14 protein-coding genes are annotated in these 20,541 nt (G+C 61.8%); 3 read left to right on the plus strand and 11 right to left on the minus strand.

Annotation, left to right across the window (positions count from 1 at the left end):
• Positions 1-18: 18 nt before the first annotated feature.
• The 11 genes from AB4O23_RS04630 to tssA all read right to left on the minus strand — a co-directional run bounded on the left by AB4O23_RS04630 (position 19) and on the right by tssA (position 16,838).
• Entirely contained in the window at positions 19-4,473 is a 4,455-nt protein-coding gene (locus AB4O23_RS04630; protein ID WP_460085227.1) for an RHS repeat-associated core domain-containing protein, read from the minus strand.
• A gap of 12 nt (positions 4,474-4,485) precedes the next feature.
• Positions 4,486-4,920 (minus strand): DcrB-related protein, encoded by a 435-nt coding sequence (locus tag AB4O23_RS04635; RefSeq protein ID WP_460062427.1) that lies wholly within the window; start codon positions 4,918-4,920, stop codon positions 4,486-4,488.
• Positions 4,921-4,935: 15 nt separating this feature from the next.
• On the minus strand, positions 4,936-6,876 hold the full coding sequence (locus AB4O23_RS04640; RefSeq protein WP_065879245.1) for a type VI secretion system Vgr family protein: 1,941 nt from the start codon (positions 6,874-6,876) through the stop codon (positions 4,936-4,938).
• A 157-nt stretch (positions 6,877-7,033) separates the two neighbouring features.
• A complete protein-coding gene (gene tssH, locus AB4O23_RS04645) occupies positions 7,034-9,688 on the minus strand; it encodes a type VI secretion system ATPase TssH (RefSeq protein ID WP_135196222.1) in 2,655 nt (884 codons plus the stop codon).
• Positions 9,681-10,724 carry a type VI secretion system baseplate subunit TssG gene (gene tssG, locus AB4O23_RS04650; protein ID WP_065879246.1) on the minus strand — a complete coding sequence of 348 codons (1,044 nt, stop codon included), beginning with the start codon at positions 10,722-10,724 and terminating at the stop codon, positions 9,681-9,683. The genes tssH and tssG overlap by 8 nt, the downstream gene beginning before the upstream one ends.
• On the minus strand, positions 10,688-12,547 hold the full coding sequence (tssF, locus tag AB4O23_RS04655) for a type VI secretion system baseplate subunit TssF (protein ID WP_017526781.1): 1,860 nt from the start codon (positions 12,545-12,547) through the stop codon (positions 10,688-10,690). The genes tssG and tssF overlap by 37 nt, the downstream gene beginning before the upstream one ends.
• A complete protein-coding gene (gene tssE, locus AB4O23_RS04660; protein WP_026067178.1) occupies positions 12,544-13,059 on the minus strand; it encodes a type VI secretion system baseplate subunit TssE in 516 nt (171 codons plus the stop codon). Before tssE ends, tssF begins: the two co-directional genes overlap by 4 nt.
• Positions 13,060-13,131: 72 nt before the next feature.
• Positions 13,132-13,620 (minus strand): Hcp family type VI secretion system effector, encoded by a 489-nt coding sequence (locus tag AB4O23_RS04665; RefSeq protein WP_017526783.1) that lies wholly within the window; start codon positions 13,618-13,620, stop codon positions 13,132-13,134.
• 141 nt (positions 13,621-13,761) lie between these two features.
• Entirely contained in the window at positions 13,762-15,258 is a 1,497-nt protein-coding gene (tssC, locus tag AB4O23_RS04670; RefSeq protein WP_017526784.1) for a type VI secretion system contractile sheath large subunit, read from the minus strand.
• Between the two features lie 2 nt (positions 15,259-15,260).
• A complete protein-coding gene (gene tssB, locus AB4O23_RS04675) occupies positions 15,261-15,767 on the minus strand; it encodes a type VI secretion system contractile sheath small subunit (protein ID WP_017526785.1) in 507 nt (168 codons plus the stop codon).
• 54 nt (positions 15,768-15,821) lie between these two features.
• Positions 15,822-16,838, minus strand: coding sequence for a type VI secretion system protein TssA (gene tssA / locus AB4O23_RS04680; protein WP_017526786.1), 1,017 nt, complete (start codon positions 16,836-16,838; stop codon positions 15,822-15,824).
• 395 nt (positions 16,839-17,233) lie between these two features.
• On the opposite strand from tssA, the gene tagH reads away from it, so the two are divergent.
• From tagH to tssK, 3 genes are read left to right on the plus strand one after another with little or no spacing between them, the layout of a single operon-like run.
• The gene (gene tagH / locus AB4O23_RS04685; protein ID WP_065879247.1) at positions 17,234-18,622 is read left to right on the plus strand and encodes a type VI secretion system-associated FHA domain protein TagH; all 1,389 of its coding nucleotides are present in this window, start codon (positions 17,234-17,236) and stop codon (positions 18,620-18,622) included.
• Positions 18,623-18,677: 55 nt separating this feature from the next.
• Positions 18,678-19,187, plus strand: coding sequence for a type VI secretion system lipoprotein TssJ (tssJ, locus tag AB4O23_RS04690; protein WP_017526788.1), 510 nt, complete (start codon positions 18,678-18,680; stop codon positions 19,185-19,187).
• Between the two features lie 18 nt (positions 19,188-19,205).
• Positions 19,206-20,540 carry a type VI secretion system baseplate subunit TssK gene (tssK, locus tag AB4O23_RS04695; RefSeq protein ID WP_017526789.1) on the plus strand — a complete coding sequence of 445 codons (1,335 nt, stop codon included), beginning with the start codon at positions 19,206-19,208 and terminating at the stop codon, positions 20,538-20,540.
• Position 20,541: the final 1 nt, after the last annotated feature.

Here is a 20,541-nt window from a genome sequence, read left to right on the forward strand (position 1 = left end):
GTTCTTCTCCAATGGAAATTATTTACCGCAGCCGGCTTTTCTGCCGGGTGTTCTAAGACGGTCGATCAATCGGCCTTTGCCTGAGTTGGCATAATTTTTTCGGTGCCCTTGAGGGCTGTTCAAATGTTCATCCACACCACTTGGGTGTCTCGAGTTTTGCAAGAAAACAATGTTCCTCGGGTCACCTTTCCAGGCCTTGCCTAAGGCGCCATTACCTTCGACGCTGTTGATATGGTGACCGGTGTAACCTGCTTTGGACATCTTTGAGTTCAGGCGGGCGTTACTCTTTGTATTTTTGATCAGCTCGCGTTCTTCATCTGTCCAGTTTCGTGAGCCCCCACCACGTAGAACCAGATCCCGTTCTTCGCCCCATGCTCTATTGATTGCCGTACCGCGGCCACCTGCTTTCGGGGTAACGGAAGCCTTGGGTTTGTAACGTATCAAATCCTCAGGATTCAAGCCGTAGGGGTCGATCCAGGTCAGCGGATTTGTTGAGTACAGGTAAAGGTTCAGGCCCCCTGCGAGGCCGATAGGATCGGGGGTAGTGAAACGGCCGATATCCGGATCGTAGAAACGGAATATGTTGTGATGCAAGCCGGTTTCACGATCCAGATACTGGCCCTGAAACCTCAGGTTTTGTTCTTCGATGTAGTAGGGTTCACGGATTTCTTGAACCGTATTTCCCCAAATTTGATAGCTGGCTTGCCAGACGGTCTGGCCTTCAGCTTCAGAGAGCAGTTCGGGCAGGCCGTTGAGATCATTGTGGTAATAGCGAACTTTCTGCTGGGTACCACTGCCATCAACGCGAGCGAGAGGCTCGTGGCTGTCGTCCCCGTATATGTAGAGGCTGGTCTGGGCGTGCTTGTGTTCTTGAAGCAGGCGCAGTCCATCCCAGGTAAAGCGGGTTTCGCTCAACAAATAGCCATTCCCGTCGTAGGTCGCCTTGGCAGTTCTTCGTCCTATAGGGTCGTAGGTCATTTTTACGACAGACCGCTGCCCGCCGTGCTCATTGTGGACCTCAGTCAAGCGATGTTCGGCGTCATAGACAAAGCGTTGGATGCCGCGATTTGCGCTACGTTTTTCGATCATTCGACCAAAACCATCATAACGATAGCGTTTGTCCTGATACGTCAGGACCTTGTTGTGTTGTATCAGTCCTGCACCCGGTTGCGCAGCATCGAGAAGGTTCGCAGCCGCATCATAGGTATAGGTTTCGCGTTGATCCACGAGATTGTCTTGGCTGGCGACCACCCGGTCGGTTGCATCGTAATGCAGCAGGTGCCTGCGTTGGCCGCTCGGCGTCTGTTCGAGCTTGCCAATCAGATTGTCGCTGGGGTCATACTCGAATTGCTTTTGTACCGCAGCAGGAAGTACCGATGCCCGAGCGATCTGGCCTCGTTCGCGGGAGCGCAACCGCCCACAACGGTCATAGTGATGACGCGTGCTGAGATGTCCTTGGGTACGCAGTACTTCGCGGTGCAAGCGGTCGCGCTCGAAGTCACTGATCACCTGGCCGTCGAGATTTATTTGATGGAGGTGCCCACTGCCGTAATGCAAGCGATTGAGCCAACGTCCGTCGGGCAGAAGAGTCTGGCTCAGGTTGCCGAGCTCGTCGTAATTATGTTTCAGGGCGCCAGTCGCGCTTTTCTCTTCGATCAGTTGACCAACGCTGTCGTAGTCAAAGTTGATCGCTTGTTGCCTGCCGGCATGGTCGGTAAATGTGACGGCCTTGAGTCGATCCAGCGAGTCGTAGGTGTATTCCGTTCGTCCATCATCAGTGATCTTGACCCGCAGACGGCCGACGGCGTCGCGCTCAAAGCAATGCACTATGGGTGCTTCGGGAGTTACAGCGACTGATGCCATTCCGCTGCCCAGAGGGGCAGGAATAGTTTCCATCCGTTTGATGTTGTTCAGTGCGTCGTAATGATAACGGCGCACGCTACCGTCCAGGTCCTGTTGTTCGGCCACGCGGTCGTTGGCATCCCAGGCGAAACGGTACCGTTCACCGTTTTCGTTGCGCAGAGCTCTAAGGCGGCCATAGCTGTCGTATTCAAAGTTGACTTGGCGGCCATGCGCATCAAGCCGCTGGCTGACCTGTCCCTGGCGATTGCGTTGATAGTACGTAGAGTGTCCGGAGAAGTCGGTATGCGCGATCAATTGACCGCTAGTATCGCGTTGAAAGTGTTCAATGCGCCCGTCAGGTAGCTGAGTACTCAGCAATAGGCCCCTTGGATCGTAAACAAAGGTTGTGCGCTCACCCAATGCATCGGTGACAGCCTGCAAATAGCCTCTTTCGTCATACTTGAAACGTGTCGGGTAACCTGAACAGTCAATATGTTCAATAAGTTGACCGAATGGGTTCCAGCGCATCCTTTTGCTTTTTCCCGCTGCGTCGATGACCTCCACCAACTGCCCGTGATCGTCATAGCGATACTGCGAAACACGACCCTGCGGGTCCGTTTCAGCAATGCAGTTACCTCGCTGGTCATAACGTAAGTGCCAGGTGTTGCCTTCGCTGTCCGTGCCAGATACTGGTAAAGCCCAATGCTCAAGCCACGTAGTGGATTCGCTGCGGCCAAGCGGGTCAGTCTCGCCGATCAGGTTGCCGGCTTCATCGTAGCTGTATTCAAAGCGACCACCCTGCGGATCGGTGGCACTGAGCAATTGGCGCTCGTCGTTCCACTCGAACAGCCAGGTTTGCCCGAGGTTATCGCTGTACCGAACGATCTGGTGCCGGGTGTTCCAGTGGCGGGTACTGACGCGTTGCAAGCCGTCGGTAATTCGCGTGATACCGGCCTGCAAGTCGTAGTCGAACTGGTAGGCGTCACCTTCGTCGGTCCAGTGCCGGACCACGCGCCATTCCACGTCTTCAACCAAGGCCCATTCGTAAAAACAGCGCAATCCAGCGGGCAACTGGTGCTCCACCATGCGCCCGCCGGCATCGTAGCTGAAGCGCCGCTGCACCTGGCCGGTGGCATCGCGGACCTCAGCCAGGTTGCCGATAGCGTCGTAGCCGTAGCTGACCAGCACTTCGCGGCGCTGGTCGGGGTACAGCCGTTCGAGCCGCACCACGTGGCCTTGATCGCGGATCAACTCCACTTGCACCAGATCGAACGTATCGCGCAGCCGGATCAGCCGCCCGGCGTCGTCATAATCGACGTGAATGCGGTTGTCGTTACGGTCGCCGAGCTGGCTGAGGCGCAGCAACGCCGGGCTGGCAGAGGGTTCAAACAAGCGATACAGCCCGTCATCGCTTTCGATCAGTAACTGCCCATTGAGGTGTCGCCGCACGGCCAGCCCTTCACCGGCACTGAACACCGCGCCACCCAAAGGGATGTAGCCCATGTCGATAGGGCGCCCCTGCTCATCGGTGTACACCAGCGTTTCGCCGCCCTCGGGATGTGGACGAACTTCGACGCACACCTCATACGGCACGCTCCAACCCGCGCCGAACAAACTGCCTGTGCGTTCGTCACGGCTGTTGTAGAAACGCTGCCAATCAATCGGCAGGATGCCAGGCAACACGAAGTCCAACTCATCATCGCCGCCCAACACCTTGGCGCCGGTGGCCGCATGCACCGGGTTCGACGAGCCCATCGCCGCGTTGGCCATCGCCCCCATCGCACTGCTGACGGCCATCGAAGCCGCGCCGCCGATCAACATGCAGGGCAACTTGCTGAAGAACTTGCCCTTGCCGCCCTTGAGCATCAACAAAGCCGTCACCGCCAGCCCGACGCCCGGTGTCTTGCCGCTGCGAATCTCACGCACCACCACCGAGCCGCCGCCAATGGTCACGTTGGAGGAGACCAGCCCCGACGAGACCACCGTTGCATCGCAGGTGCTGCGGTCACCGCTGCGCACCGCCGGTTGGCCATTGATGGTGACTTTTTCCGAACCCTCGGCCAGAAACTGCGGCGGCATCGGCGGATGCTTTGTGCACGTCACCTGATCCAGCGGCTTGGGTTCGGCGCCGGGGGCGGGCGTGGCCACCGTGGGGCGCCACATCTGCGAGAAGAAACTCTCGGCCATGTCCAGGAAGCTGGCTTCCGGCTCGGGCGCGGGCTCTTCCAGCTCAGTGCCGGCGGGTGCGACGTGAGAGGTGATCGCCCCGGCGGCGCGCGCGGCCGGAATGTTATTGGTCAGGGTGTTGGTTGAACCGGTGAGGATGTTCGCCTGTACCGTGGGCGGAAACAGGGCGTTGCTGAAGCTCTCGCATAAATTCGATAAGCCTTTGTCCGCGCCGGTCTTGCTCATGGCCAGGCCGACAACCGTGCCCACCACGGCGCCCAGCAGGAAACAACCGAGCCCGCCAGTGGCCACGGTAATCCCGGTGGCGGCAACCACCGCCGCAGTCGCCACTGCCGTTATCGCGATGTTAGCCGCCACTTCCAGCACACCGCCGAGGATGTCGGCCATCATCGAAGTATGGGAGAGCGCATCGCCCATGCGGGCGGCCCAGAGTGCGTCAGACATGCGGGCAACTCATCAGGAAATAGCGTCGAACGACAGCGAATTTTTAATCAACGCCCAATGCGCCGCCTCGGCATCCCCAAGCTTGTCCGCCTTCACATAACTCAAGGCGAGCATCTTGCGCGTGCCCGGTATCACCAGCGCCAGCTGATACTGGAACACCTCGTCGTTGCCCTTGTTGAACTGGCTGCGCAGCTCGATGCCTTCCACTTCCTGCGCGGCGCCCAAGCGCACGTCCACGCCCGGTTGATAGCGCAGCTCCTGCACTTGTTTTTCCAGGCGCTGGAGTTGGTCGTTGAAGTTGCTGTGCAGGGTTTCGCCGTCGGCCAGCAGGCTGCGGCTGACGATCAGGGATGTGCCCAGCTCAGGGAATTTGAGGATATTGATCGTCGCGTCCTGCAGCTCGCTCGCCGGCAGTTGGAACTGGAATTCGTTGATTCGGTACGTCATGGCAAACGGGTCTCGTCAGGAGCTTTTCGGCGCGGGGAACGCGGCTTTGATATTGGCGTCGATGCTGGCTTTCTGGCCCTGTCCATCGGGCGTGGCGCCAGGGCCGCCGCCGTTATTAAGGTGCAGCACGCCCTTGGTATTGAACTCGGCGTCGCCGCTGGCATAGAAGCTGATGTTCACGCCGGTGAGGTTGATCTGCCCGCTGGCATTCAACTCCAGGATGCTTTCGCCGCAGACCAGGCGCAGGTTTTCGCCCACCTCGATTACATAGCTCTGGCTGATGCTGTCGGTCTTGCGCTGGCCCACCGAGAGGATGTCTTCCTGCTTGACGATGCGCAGGCGGTTGTTGCCGATGGTCACCGTCTCGTTATGCCCAATGCTCTTATTGCGGTCATGCCCCACCGAATGGCTCTCATCCACCTCCACCACAATGTCCTGATTACGCTCGGCATGGATGTACAACTGCTCCAGGCCCTTCTTGTCCTCCATGCGGATTTCATTGAAGTTGGCCGGCGTGCCGCCTTTGCTCGAACGGCTTTTCATGCCGCTCTGGGTCGCGTTCTCGGGCAAATCGTAAGGCACCGTCTGCTCGGCGTTGTACACCCGCCCTGTGATGATCGGCCGGTCGGGGTCGCCTTCGAGGAAGCTGACAATCACTTCCTGGCCGATCCGTGGGATCTGCATGGAGCCCCAGTTCTTGCCGGCCCAGGATTGCGACACGCGAATCCAGCACGAGCTGTTTTCGTTGGATTGGTCGTGACGGTCCCAGTAAAAATGCACCTTCACGCGACCGTACTGGTCGGTCCAGATTTCTTCGCCTTTGGGGCCAACGACCAGGGCGGTCTGCGGGCCTTTGACCACCGGCCGATGGGTGGTGGGCAGGGTGCGGTAGCTTTGTTGCGCGGGGATGCAGGTCAGGCTGCTTTCAAACTGCGCCGAGCCTGAACCGCCGCCGCTTTCCAGGCTTTCCTGGACGATGTAGTAGCGGCAGCCGACGATCAGGTATTCGCGGTTCTGGTCCTGGCGGCTGAAGCCGGTGAGGCTGAACAGATGACCGGAGCCGAGGCCGCGGGCATTGCCGGCGAACTCAATCTGCTCATGCAAGGTTTGCAGGGCTTCGATACGGGTGCGTGCGTAGTGTTCGCCGTCGGCGCTTTGCACGTAGGTGCCGGGGTAGTCGTACAGCGGGTAGTCGCCGGCGGTGTGCGGGCGCGGCATGGCCGAGCGCACGTCGATGCTCGCGCTGGGGCGCTGGAAGTCGTAGTCGTTAAGCTCCAGCGAACCCGGCTGCACCTCCTGCGCCAGGTGCCAGTTGTGCATATGGTCGCGTTCGCGCTGTTGCTCGTCCTTGGGGTAATACGGGATCGACGCATAGCCCGGCACCGTGGTGTGGGCGCCATAGGCGTCGGCCAGTACCAGCACGTGACGGTCCTGTTCATGGCGGAAGTAGTAGTAGATGCCTTCCTGTTCCATCAACCGGCTGACGAAATCGAAGCTGGTCTCGCGGTACTGCACGCAGTATTCCCACTCGCGGTAAGGCCGGCTCAGGGCGTCTTCGAAGTCGGAAAACCCCAGGTCGCGGAACACCTGCTTGATGATCTGCGGGATGCTCAGGTTCTGGAAAATCCGGCAGTCCGAGGTGCGGCTCAGCAGCCAGAACCACGGGCGCAGCGTCACCTGGTAACTGGCGAATTGGCCCTGGTCGATGTTCTGGCTGCAACGCGCGACGATACCGTGGAAGTGCCGTTCGCCGCCGTCCGCCAGTTGCAGGCCGACGCTCATCGGCTTGCCCAGCAACTGGTTGAGGTCGATGTTGGCGTTCAGGGACGTCAGCTGCAGCTCATAGTTGAACAGCCGCCCCAGCTCTTCGCCGCCGCCCATTTCATTGAGCAGCAGCACATCCGGCCCGAGGGGGCTGTTGATCTTGGCCAGGCGTGAGGCTTGGTTGAATAGCATCGGTTAACCCGTAAATTGCTGAATAACTGACGAAACCGAATTCAAGTGTGGGAGGGGGCTTGCCCCCGATGGCGGTGAATCAGTTACCTGCTCTATCCACTGAGACACCGCAATCGGGAGCAAGCCCCCTCCCACATTTGAGCCGTGTTCTGTCAGGTCAATCGTTGAACTGGTAGTGCAATTCGTTATCCCGGCTGCCGATGCACACCCCCGCCAACGCCTTGCCTTCGAGCATGCGCGTGAGGAACTCGCGGCTCATGTCCGGCAGCAGGCTGTTGGTGAGGATGGTGTCGATCATGCGCCCGCCGCTTTCGGTTTCGGTGCAGCGCGAGACGATCAGGTCGACCACCGCGTCGTCGTAGTCGAAGGCCACCTTGTGGGTGTTCTCCACGCGCTTTTTGATGCGGTTGAGCTGCAGGCGGGTAATCGCCTTGAGCATCTCGTCGCTCAGCGGGTAGTACGGGATGGTCACCAGACGCCCGAGCAGGGCCGGCGGGAAGATTTCCAGCAGCGGCTGGCGTAGTGCCTTGGCGATTTCTTCCGGCTCGGGGATGTTCGCCGGGTCCTTGCACACGTGCGAGATCAGCTCGGTACCGGCGTTGGTGGTCAGCAGGATCAGGGTGTTCTTGAAGTCGATCACCCGGCCTTCGCCGTCTTCCATCACGCCCTTGTCGAACACCTGGAAGAAAATCTCATGCACGTCCGGGTGGGCTTTTTCCACTTCGTCCAGCAGCACCACGCTGTAGGGCTTGCGCCGCACCGCTTCGGTCAACACGCCGCCTTCGCCGTAGCCGATATAGCCCGGTGGCGCGCCCTTGAGGGTCGACACCGTGTGGGCTTCCTGGAACTCGCTCATGTTGATGGTGATCACGTTCTGCTCGCCGCCGTACATGGCTTCGGCCAGGGCCAGGGCGGTTTCGGTCTTGCCCACGCCGGAGGTGCCGGCCAGCATGAACACGCCAATCGGCTTGCTCGGGTTGTCGAGGCCGGCGCGCGAGGTCTGGATGCGCTTGGCGATCATCTGCAAGGCGTGGTCCTGGCCGATGATGCGTTTTTTCAGGTGCTGGTCGAGGTTGAGCACGGTTTCCAGCTCGTTGCGCGCCATGCGGCCCACCGGAATGCCGGTCCAGTCGGCGACCACCGAGGCCACGGCCTGGTAATCCACGGTCGGCAGGATCAACGGGGTTTCGCCTTGCAGCGCGGTGAGGCGCTGTTGCAGGTCGACCAATTGCGTACGCAATTGGTCGCTGCCGCTGTCCACCACGCCGGCTTTTTCACGCAGGGTCGCGCGGGTGGCGAGCAGCTCGTCAACCAGGGTTTTCTCTTCGGCCCAGCGGCTTTCCAGCGTGGCCAGGCGCTCGCGCTCGGCGCTCAGCAACGCTTCGCTGTTGCTCTGGCGCGCACCAATGGCGATGCCGATCGCATGCTCGCGGGCGATGATTTGCAGCTCGGTTTCCAGCGCTTCGATGCGGCGGCGGCTGTCGTCCACCTCCGCCGGCACTGCGTGCAGGCTGATGGCGACGCGGGCGCAAGCGGTGTCCAGCAGGCTCACGGATTTGTCCGGCAACTGACGCGCCGGAATATAGCGGTGCGACAGCTTCACCGAGGCTTCCAGGGCTTCATCGAGAATCTGCACCTGGTGGTGTTTTTCCATGGTCGAGGCCACGCCGCGCATCATCAGCAGGGCTTTGTCTTCCGACGGCTCGGCGACCTGTACCACCTGGAAACGACGGGTCAGCGCCGGGTCTTTTTCGATGTGTTTTTTGTACTCGGCCCAGGTGGTGGCGGCCACGGTGCGCAAGGTGCCACGGGCGAGAGCGGGTTTGAGCAGGTTGGCAGCGTCACCGGTACCGGCGGCGCCACCGGCACCCACCAGGGTGTGGGCTTCGTCGATAAACAGAATGATCGGCTTGGGCGAAGCCTGCACGTCTTCGATGACCTGGCGCAGGCGCTGTTCGAACTCGCCTTTCATGCTGGCGCCGGCTTGCAGCAGGCCCACATCCAGGCTGCGCAGCTCTACGTCTTTGAGCGCAGGCGGTACGTCGCCGGCGACGATGCGCAGGGCGAAGCCTTCAACCACGGCGGTCTTGCCCACACCGGCTTCACCGGTGAGGATCGGGTTGTTCTGGCGCCGACGCATGAGAATGTCCACCAGTTGGCGGATCTCTTCGTCGCGGCCCACGATCGGGTCGAGCTTGCCTGTGCGGGCCTGTTCGGTCAGGTCCACGGTAAAGCGCTTGAGCGCTTCCTGCTTGCCCATCGCGCTCGGCGCCATGGCGCCGCTGGCTTCGCCTGGAACTCCGGCATTGAAGCCGTCGCTGGCGCTCAGGGCATTTTCCGGCGAGTCGCCGACGTATTCGTCAAAACGTTCGCTCAGGGCCTCGGCCTTGATCTTGTCGAACTCCGACGACAAGCCCAGCAGCGCATGGCGCAGGCTCGGCGTCTTGAGAATGCCCAGCACCAGATAACCGGTGCGTACCTGGCTTTCGCCGAACATCAGGCTGCCGTACACCCAGCCGCGTTCAACCGCTTCTTCCACGTGGGACGACAGGTCGGTGATCGACGTCGAGCCGCGCGGCAGGCGGTCCAGCGCTTCAGTGAGGTCGCGGGCCAGGCGTGCCGGTTCCAGGTTGAACTGGCGAATGATGCGGTGCAGGTCCGAGTCTTGCAGTTGCAGCAACTGGTGGAACCAATGCGCCAGTTCCACATACGGGTTGCCCCGCAGTTTGCAGAACACGGTGGCGGCTTCGATGGCCTTGTAGGCCACGCTGTTGAGTTTGCCGAACAGTGCGGCGCGACTGATTTCACCCATGCTCTGGATTCCTTGAGGTGGTGGCTTGATCGGCGTAGTGCCGGGCCAGGATTAGGTCGTTGGCGTCATGCTCAGGTTTACCGAGCCAGGTATTGAAGCCCAGGCGAAACTGGCCGTTGAGTTGCAGTGCCGGGACTTCAGGTTGTTGCAAAACCAGGTTCAAGTCCCAGTCCAATTCATGGCCCAGGTACTCGGCCACCCACGCCACCAGCTCGTTGAATGGCTGATGGCCGGGCAGCATGCCCATGTAGTCTTCCAGCGTGAGCGGGCCCAGGCGGATGCGGAATTTATGCTGGCGGTCCCACACATGGCTACCCAGGCAAAAGTCCACGCCCAGGCGGTTGGCGCTTACGCCCACGCGGCTGCGCTCGGGCAGTTCCAGCCATTGGCCGACGTATTCTTCGATCTCCACCGGCAGGCCGAAATACTCGCTGAGAATCGCCTTGAGGCCGTCCGGGTAGCGGGTCTGCGCCGACAGGTGGCCGCTGTAATGCAGCTTCGCGGTGTCGGGAATCAGCCCTTGGTTGAGCAGGCTCGGCATGCCCCGGCCACTCAAGGCGGCGAGGCGCGCGGACCAATAGTCATCGTCCGGGCGGTCGTGGCTGACCGTCGGCCGCGCCTCGGCCCAGGCCCGATAAAACAGGCTGAGCAGGCGATGGTGGAACACGTCCAGGAACTGCTTGCTGGTGCTGTCGGCGTTGTTGCGCTGGCGCTCGCGCACGTATTCGGTGATGTGCAGCGGAAGCGGGCCGTTGGGGCCGCCAAGGCCGAAGAAGAACTGCTCCAGCCGCGCCGGCTTGCCATCGCCAGCGGGGTCGACGGCGGCCAGGGTCGCCGGGGCGAAGGTGCAATCGGCCTGTTGCCCCAGGCGCAGCGGATCATCGGCCAGGCGCAGGGAATGGCCCAGGCGCGGCAGGTGTGGCGATTCGCACTCGATACGCCGCAGCGCCTGGAAGAAATCGTATTCCCAGGGCGCCTGATGCATTGCATCCAAGGTACTCACAGGGTCGGACGACGTCCGGGCTTGGCTTTCCATCGCATGATCTCGCCGCGTTCGGTGGTACGGATCACCGTCTCGGTAAAACTGTTGATCGACACGTAGCGTGCCAGGAAACGTTCCAGCACCGCACCGAGCAGGAACACGCCGGTGCCGCGAAACGCGTTTTCATCGAATTCCAGGGTAATTTCCAGGCCGCGCCCAAACACAATCGGGCCGGGCATCGGCAGGCGTCGCGTCACCGCTTTGCTGCTGACTTCGCGCAGGCCTTCGATCTGCAATTGCAGCGCCGCGTCGTTGCTGTCTCCATACAGGCGCAACAATTCACGCAAGGCGCCCGCGCCCTGGCCCTGCTCGCTCAACGACAGGTAGTTGAGCGACAACTGGCTGATCAGGCGCCAGGCCTTGGCATCATGGGCGTGGCTGGCACGCGGGCGGCTGGGGCCTGCGACGCAACGCACGGCCAGTACCGGCGCGCTGTCGGCCAGGGTGAAGTCGGTCTTGCTGTTGCCCACGCTCATGAACAGCGGCAGGTCGCGATTGGTACACAGCGCGGTCACACCGAGTTGGCGCAGGTCATGGCCATACGGCGCCTGGCGGCTGTCCACCAGGCTGACAAAAGTTTCGCTGCCCACATAGGTCGAGCGCGGGCCATTGCGACGCTGCTCGCTGGACAGCACGCGCGGCTCGCGGCGCACCGTGTAATACGCCTGGTCGCGGCCATAACGCGAAGGGTCGCGTACCGCGTAGAACGGCAAGAACGGTTGCTCCGGCCCGGTGCCATGGCCGGTAAGGCCGGTCAACGAGTGGATCTCGAAATCCATTGGCCGCGTGCGGTCGGCGATGACGTGGTGTTCGTTGACCCGGTCGGACAAGTGGATACGGTCCACGCGCTTGGGGAACAGGTTGATCGCCGGCGTGCAGAACGGCAGGAATTGCGCCGCGCCGACGCTGCCTTCCAGGCTCGGTTCGTGGCGGTCGAACAGCACGATCAGCTCCAGCTCCTGGCCGTCGCAGCGTTTGACCGCACGGCTCAGTTCGGCGAATTCGACGAACAGGTAGCGGTGGGGCAGGGCGAAGTATTCCTGCAACAGCCGATAGCCCTGGAACGCCCGCGCCACCACCGGCATGGCCGCGTCGGCATCATCAAAGCCCCGGGAGCGCAACGCGTCTTGCCCCAAGCGCTCGACCCAATCGCCACCGGGCTTGCGCGCGAACACCGCGCAGGCATTGCCCAGCAATTGTTCGTAGAGGCGGAACGGCTGCTCGTCGGCACCGCTGAGGTACAGCGGCAGGTTGTCCAGATCAAGGCTGTTGAACGGTAATTCTGCGCCGGTGCGCAGGGTCAGGCGCAAGCCGGCCTTGGCTTTCGGTTCGCTGGCGGCCAGGCGCCCGAGTACGGTGGCGGGGTTGCCGAAGTATTCGGCGCTGCTGACCTGCAACGGCCACAATGTCACCGGATGGGCGGTGCGGTACTCGCAACAGGTCTGGGTTTCGCGGCCCAGGGCGGCCCGCAATACGCTGTCGCGCGGCAGCGGGAAACCGCTGGCCAGGGAGCCTTCATCGGGGTCGGTCTGCAGTTGCACCACGGTCATCGACGGGGTCGGCGCCAGGTAGTGCGGGTAGGCGATTTCCAGCAGGTTGTGGGTGAAGGTCGGGTATTCAGCGTCGAGCTTGAGTTGCACGCGCGCGGTGAGGTAGGCGAAACCTTCGAGCAAGCGTTCGACGTACGGGTCGGCGCAGTCCATACCGGACAGGGTCAGCCGACTGGCGATCTTCGGGTATTCCTTGGCGAACTCGGCGGCGCTTTCGCGCACGTGGTGCAGTTCCTGGTTGTACAGCTCCAGCAGGCGCGGGTTCATGGGCGTCTCCGCTGATCGGCGTTCACCACGCGCACATGACCGGACTCCAGGTCCAGGTCGGTTTGCAGCAGCAGGCGCAGCGGCACCGGCTGTGCCCACAGGTCGCCCTCGATCTCGAAACTCAGGGCGTTGTGGTTCATCTCGCCCTGGCCGACACGGGCTTTGACGCGCAGCGTGTGGCGCAGGATGCGCGGCTCGAACGTCGCAATGGCCTGGTAGATCAGGGCTTCCAGGGACTTGATGTCGACGCTGGAGACGCTGCTGCCCGCCAATGCCGGCAGGCCATAATTGACCACCGAGGTGCCGGCCGGGGTGTGCAGCGTGGCATCGGCATCGAGCAACGACGTGGTGTTGAGCAGCCACGCCAGGTCGCGCAGTACCGAGGCTTTCAATTGGGTCAGGGACAGCACGCGTTTGTCGGCGCTTTCCTTCGGGTTGGTCGGGTCGTCGTCGGTCAGCCGGTCCAGCAGGGACGGTTGCAGACGGTCGCGGGAAGCGATTTCAGTTACCACCAAAGCAGCTCCACGGACGGGTTGCGAGAGGGACACAATGGCCGTGGCACCGGGCCACGGCCACAAGGGCTATCAGCGCTTGGTGTTGGAACGGATGTTCCAGCCAAACTTGACCGCGCCGCCGTCTTTGGTGCCGTCGGCTTTCTGCGGCTGGTAGTCGACCATCACTTGGGCGAAGTTCAGGGTGACGTTTTCGGTCAGGCGGTCATCGGTGCCCGAACCGCCGGTGCTCAGCGAAGTCACCAGCACTTCTTCCAGGTTGATCACCATGTACTCGACCTGGCTTTCACCACCGGCCTTGCGCACGGTCAGCTTGACCTTGTCGATGTGTTTGCCGCTGGCGCACAGCATCATCAGGTTGGGCGAAGCCTTGTCGACGTACTTGGTCAGCGACAGGTCCTGGATGTTCACCTTGCCCGCGCCGCCGCCACCGCCTACATGCATGTTGCCGGACTGGGACATGCCCCAGCTCCAGTTCAGCACGTCGATTTCGTCCTTGTGGGCCTTGTCCATGGACTCGCCCTTGATGTCGCCGATCTTGATGAAAATATCAACAGCCATGTTTTCTCCCTGTGTGGCACCGGCCACTTGATTTGGTTTGTGTGGGAGGGGGCTTGCCCCCGATGCAGGCAACTCGGTCTGTCAGTCAAACCGAGATGATGCTATCGGGAGCAGGCCCCCTCCCACAGAAGAGCAAGTTACTTACGCGCCTTTAGCTGAAGGCAGCTTGGACACCAGGCGCAACGACACGGTCAGCCCTTCGAGCTGGTAGTGCGGACGCAGGTAGAACTTGGAGTTGTAGTAACCCGGGTTGCCTTCGACTTCTTCCACGATCACCTCGGCGGCGGCCAACGGGTGCTGGGCCTTGGTGGTTTCGGTGGAGTGAGCCGGGTCACCGTCGACGTAGTTCAGGATCCAGTCCTGCAACCAGCGTTGCATCTCGTCCTTCTCTTTGAAGGAACCGATCTTGTCGCGCACGATGCACTTCAAGTAGTGAGCGAAACGGCAGGTGGCGAACAGGTACGGCAGGCGCGCCGCCAGGTTGGCGTTGGCGGTGGCGTCCGGGTCGTCGTATTCGGCCGGTTTCTGCAACGACTGCGCGCCAATGAACGCGGCGAAGTCGGTGTTTTTCTTGTGCAGCAGCGGCATGAAACCGTTCTTCGCCAGTTCCGCTTCACGACGGTCACTGATGGCGATTTCGGTCGGGCACTTCATGTCCACGCCACCGTCATCGGTAGGGAACGTGTGCGCCGGCAGGTTTTCCACTTCGCCGCCGGACTCAATGCCACGGATGCGCGAGCACCAGCCGTAGTGCTTGAACGAACGGTTGATGTTCACCGCCATCGCGTAGGCGGCGTTGGCCCAGGTGTACTTGGCGCTGTCGGCGCCGTCGGTGTCTTCTTCGAAGGCGAAGGCTTCCACCGGGTCGGTCTTGGCGCCGTACGGCAGGCGCGCCAGGAAACGCGGCATGGTCAGGCCGATGTAGCGCGAATCTTCCGATTCACGCAGCGAGCGCCAGCCGGCGTATTCCGGGGTGGTGAAGATCTTGGTCAGGTCGCGCGGGTTCGACAGTTCCTGCCAGGAGCCCATGCCCATCACGGTCGGCGATGCCGCAGCGATGAACGGGGAGTGCATGGCCGCGCAGACTTTGGACAGCTCGCCCAGCAGCTCGACATCCGGCGGGGACTGGTCGAAGTAGTAGTCGCCCACCAGGCAACCATAAGGTTCGCCGCCGAACTGGCCGTATTCTTCTTCGTACATCTTCTTGAAGATCGGGCTCTGGTCCCACGCGGTGCCTTTGAATTTCTTCAGGGTCTTGTGCAGGTCCGGCTTGGAGATGTTGAGCACGCGGATCTTGAGTTGCTCATCGCTCTCGGTGTTGTTGACCAGGTAGTGCAGGCCACGCCAGGCGCTTTCCAGCTGCTGGAAATCCTGGTGGTGGATGATCTGGTTGACCTGGGCGGTGAGCTTGGCGTCGATGGCGGCGATGATCGATTCGATCGACTTGATCGCGTCATTGGACACCAGGTCGGTCTGGGCCAGCGCCTGTTCAGCCAAGGTGCGCACGGCGGTTTCCACGGCTTCGCGGGCACGCTCGGTCTTGGGCTTGAACTCTTGCATCAACAGCGAGGCGAACTCGCTGGTTTCTTCGGTGGCGCCCAGGTTGAGCGCGCCTTCGCGAACGGTATTGTCGGTCATGATTACTGATCCCCTGCAGGCTTCGGCGCGCTGGCAAGTGCCTGAAGCAGTGCCGGGTCCTTGATCGCCTTCATGATGATTTCTTCAGCGCCGGTCTTGCCGTCCATGTAGGTCAGCAGGTTGGCCAGCTGGGTGCGGGCTTCGAGCAACTGGTTCAGCGAGTCGACCTTGCGGGCCACGGCGGCCGGGCTGAAGTCGTCCATGCTCTCGAAGGTCATGTCCAGGCTCAGGTTGCCTTCGCCGGTCAGCTCGTTGGGTACGTGGAACGCCACGCGCGGCTGCATGGCCTTGAGGCGCGAGTCGAAGTTGTCGACGTCCACTTCAAGGAACTTGCGGTCGGCCACTGGGGCCAGCGGCTCGGCAGGCTTGCCGGCGAGGTCGGCCATCACACCCATCACGAAGGGCAGCTGGACCTTTTTCTCGGCGCCGTAAAGCTCGACGTCGTACTCGATCTGCACTCGAGGCGCGCGGTTGCGCGCGATGAATTTCTGAGAACTTTGCTTCGCCACGTTGCTGCTCCTGGTCGCTTGAGCGACGGTGTTGTTACTGCAAAGCCTGGCGACTTACTCGTCGTCCGGGCCACGCAGGTTTTCAAATTGGGACATGCCATCGGGAATCAGATTGCGCACGATCGCCGCAAAATCGGCGTGCACCAGATTTTTCGCGCGGTTCAACAACACCGGCAGCGGGCTCGAAGGCTCGTGCCGGGTGTAATACGCAAGGATCTTGTCGAGGCTGCGCAACACGTCATCGCGGCTGGCGATGTCGCCGACCGGGCGTGGTGCGGCAGGGGCGGCGAAGTCGACCGAGGGGGCATTGTCGTCACTGACGGCCTCGGGCTCGCTGCTGCTGTCGGTGCCTGGCACCGCTTGATTGAGAATTTGCAGGGCCTGCTTGAGCGGTTGCTTCAACAGGCTCAGGTCCACGCCCTGGGCCGAACCGACCTGGTCGTTGACCTGTTGTTCGATGGCTTCACAGGCCGAACGCGCGGCGCTCAAGGCGTCGCGGGTGGCCTGCAGGAGTTCGGGATCGCTGTCGAGGAACGCGGCATTCAACTGCTGCGCACCCAGTTGTTCGTCCGGGAAACTCATCAGGCCGCTGGCATTCAGGGCTGCGCGCAGGCTTACCGGGCCGAAGGTGCGCGAGCGCGTGAGGATACTTTCGCGCAACAGGCGAATGGTCGCGTCGCTGGTCAAGCCGGCCAGGGCGTTGATACGCACGGTAGGGTCGTTGTCGTCGTCCGCATCCAGGCGCGGGTGCAACTCGGCCCAGTATTCACGCAGGAGCGCATCGATCAACGTCAGGACTTCAGCCAGCCCGGCCACACCCTGGAGGGCGAGGGAGCTTTGCAGCAGGAAATGAGTGATGCGCAGGTCTTTGCTGCGCTGCAACAAGTCGAGGCTTTGCTGCTGGATGCTGCGCCATTCAGGCGGTTCAGCGGGCAGAACGGCGTCGCCCATGCTGCGCTCGGGTTGGCCCTTGGCATCACGCTCAAGCTGGAGAAATTGCGCGTCATACTCCATGTCTTCGCCACAAGGCGAAGTCGCGGAAACGGCGGTGAGCAGCAACGGCACATCCACTGAAATCGATCTCCCTATCAGCCCGTTAGATGACGGGCAATGCATGCATTAGTTGCGCGGTGAACTTTGCATGTTTTCTTGGTCATATAAGCACAGTGCTATTAATGTGCCATCATTGGTATTCAAGAAGTTGTGCATTTTTGGTGTAGTACTTATGCCTTGTCAAGGTAAGCTATTCGCCCTCTGTGACAGATGTGCGGTGCTTAACAACCTGCACGACCAACGGGTCGAACGGCGTACCGGGACAGGATTTTTGTCATAGAGCCCAGTTAAGATCAGCGATCATGCTGGCATCAGCAGGTTGGGGACGGCCGATTGCACGTCCTGATGGGGATTTCTCGGGGAGCGCCGTCCCGGGAATCGACCGCGCGCGAAGTAATCAGCAAGGAGGCAAGATGTCGCTGTGTTTGACTATTACTAGTTATCACAAGATTACCCCAGGGCAGTGCGCCGAAAAGTCCATGAACCAGGGCTCGATGGCGATCGGCCGCAGCTCGGATAATGACTGGGTATTGCCTGACCCAGAGCGCCTGGTGTCTTCCCAACATTGCGTTATTCAATACAAAGATGGCCGTTATTACTTAACCGATAACAGTACAAACGGTGTGGAGTTGGTCAGCGCCGGTATTCGCATGCGCCGGGGTAACAGCGAGCCGCTGCAAGACGGTGAGCTGATCCGCATCGGCGACTACGAGATCCAGGCGCGTATCGACTTCAACGTGCAAGCCGTTGATAGCCAACCGTTTGCCGGTGATTCGCCGAACAGCTTTGAAGCGCTGATGGGCGCCGTGGCCAGCCCGCCGACGCCCGCGCCAATGCCCACCCCGGTGATCGCGCCGCAGTTTCAGGGCGCCTCCTCCATGGACACCCTGCCGGACCTGTTCGACTTCCTCAGCCCCACCGCCGTGCCGCCGCCGACCGTGCCGGATCATGTGCCGTCCCAGCAACACGACTTCCGTGCGCCGACCCCGGTGGTTGTACCGGTGGCCGAGCCTGTGGTTGAAGCGCCGGTGGCCTCCGGTTCAGTGATCCCTGAAGACTGGGACCTGTTCGGCGACGCGCCCGCGCCCGCGCCGGTGGTGAGCGCTGCGCCGCTACCCACGCCGCCGCTGCCCTCACCACCGCCGCCGCCACCTGCAGCGGTGATCCCGCCGCCGCCCGTGGTCGAGCCTGTGCTGCCGGTGGCCGACAGCCAACAACCCGATCTGTTGCAAGCCTTCCTGCGCGGCGCCGGCCTGGACCAATTACGTCTGGACACTGCCCAGGCGCAAGCGCAGATGGAAAACATCGGCCGCAGCTATCGGCTGATGGTCGAAGGCCTGATCGATGTATTGCGTGCCCGCGCCAGTCTCAAGGGCGAGTTCCGTATGCAGCAGACGATGATCCAGCCGGCGGAAAACAATCCGTTGAAATTCGCACCGAATGCCGACGAAGCGTTACTGCTGCTCCTGCGCCACGGCAACCAAGCGTTTATGGCACCGGATATCGCCGTGCGCGACAGTTTCGATGACCTGCGTGCCCATCAACTGGCGGTGATGGCCGGGGTGGAGGCCGCGATCAAGCACCTGCTGGCGCGCTTCGAACCGGCGCAGTTGGAAGAACGCATGGGCAAGCCGGCCGGGCTGTCGAGTCTCTTCAACGGTTCGCGCCAGGCCCAGTACTGGCAGCAGTTCACCGAGCTCTATAGCAATATTTCCCGCGAGGCCCAGGAAGATTTCCAGGACCTGTTCGGCCGCGAATTCAGTCGGGCCTACGAAGAACACAGCGCACGACAGCGTCGCTGAACGCGGCGCGGCAACGGTTTCAACGGATAGCTAAGTACGTCATTGAGGACGCAGGATGATTCCCAGGTTTTTACTCGCAGTCGCCACCGCGCTGCTGCTGACGGCGTGCGCCAAGGAGGCCGCCAAGCCCGACGCCGCCGTCGAGGCAGAAGTGGACACCGCCGCCGTCGAGCTGCATTTCCACGCCATTTCCGGGCTTAACCCCGGCGCCAATGGCCAGGCCGCCCCGGTGCGCGTGCGCATTTTCGAACTGAAAAACGCCGCCACCTTTGGCCGCTCCGACTACTTCGCCCTGGCCGACCGTGCGCAATCGACCCTCGGCCTGGACCTGCTCGACCAGGATGAAGTGATGGTGCAACCCGGCCAACAATTGAGCATTCAGCGCGACCTTGACCCGTCCACGCGCCAGATCGGCTTGCTGGTGGGGTACCGCGAGTTGGACCGCGCGCAATGGCGCACCGTGATCAACGTGCCGCCGCGTCAATACACCGAATACCAGATCAGCCTTGATGTGCGTGCCGTGCGCGCCGACGTCGTGGTTACCCCATCCAGCCCTGCCCAATAAGAAGCAATCGGAGCCCCCATGTCTTGGAACAATCGCGTGGTCTGGTCGGAAGGCATGTTCATCGGAACGCAGCACTTCCAGCAGCATGACCGTTACCTGGAAAACCTGATCGACGCCCGCAGCCGCCCGTTGTCCGCAGGCAGCTGGGGCTTTTCCGAATTGCTGATCGACCAGGGCCTGCTGGCCCAGGGCAAGCTGGCGATCGTCTCGGCCCGTGGCCTGTTGCCCGACGGCACGCCGTTCAATATTCCCCAGGACGACCTGGCGCCGAGCCCGTTGAATGTCGACGACAACCTGCGCGACGGCCTGGTGTACCTGGCCTTGCCGCTCAAGCGCGCCGGCGCGCGCGACACGGTGGACGAAGGCGAAGCCCTGGAAGCCGCACGTTACGTGAGCCAGGTGCGTGAAGTGCGCGACGACAACGCACCGTTCGAAAACCGCGCGCCGGTGGCCGTAGGCTCGCGGGCGTTGCGCCTGCTGACTGCCCAGGATGGCATCAGCGACTACGCCGCCGTCGGCCTGGTACGCATCAAGGAAAAACGCGCCGACCGCGCCCTGGTGCTCGACGACACCTACATTCCACCCGTATTGGACGTGGCCGCGAGCAAACCGCTGAGCGCGTTTCGCAGCGAGCTGCTGGGCCTGTTGCATCAGCGCGGCGAAGCCCTGGCTGGCCGTGTAGTCGCCTCGGGTGCCGGCGGCGCTTCGGAGATCGCTGACTTCATGCTGCTGCAACTGGTCAACCGCGCCCAGCCGTTGATCCGGCATTTCAGCCAGTTGAGCCCGCTGCACCCAGAGCGCTTCTTCAGTGAACTGGTGAGCCTGGCGGGGGAGTTCTCGACGTTTTCCACCTCGGGCCGTCGGCCCCAGGAATACCCGCAGTACCAGCATGACGACCTGGCGTTGAGTTTCGCCCCGGTGATGGCGGCGTTGCGCGAGGCGCTGTCGATGTTGATCGACAGCAAGGCCACGCCTATTCCCATCGTGGAAAAAGCCTATGGCATCCACGTGGCGATGCTGGCGGACAAGACCCTGCTCGACAACGCCAGTTTCATCCTGGTGGTGCGTGCCGATGTGCCCGGCGAAACCCTGCGCGGGCGCTTCGGCCAGCAGAGCAAGGTCGGCGCGGTGGAGCACATCCGCGACATGGTCAACCTGCAGCTGCCGGGCATCGGCCTGGTGCCGTTGCCGGTGGCGCCGCGCCAATTGCCGTACCACGCGGGCAGCACCTACTACGAACTGGACCGGGGCAGCGAGCACTGGCAACAGTTGAGCAACTCCGGTGGTTTTGCCTTCCATATCGCCGGGCAGTTCCCGGGCTTGAACCTGGCCTTCTGGGCGATCCGAGGATAAT

This window comes from Pseudomonas sp. H2_A10, assembly GCF_054680085.1.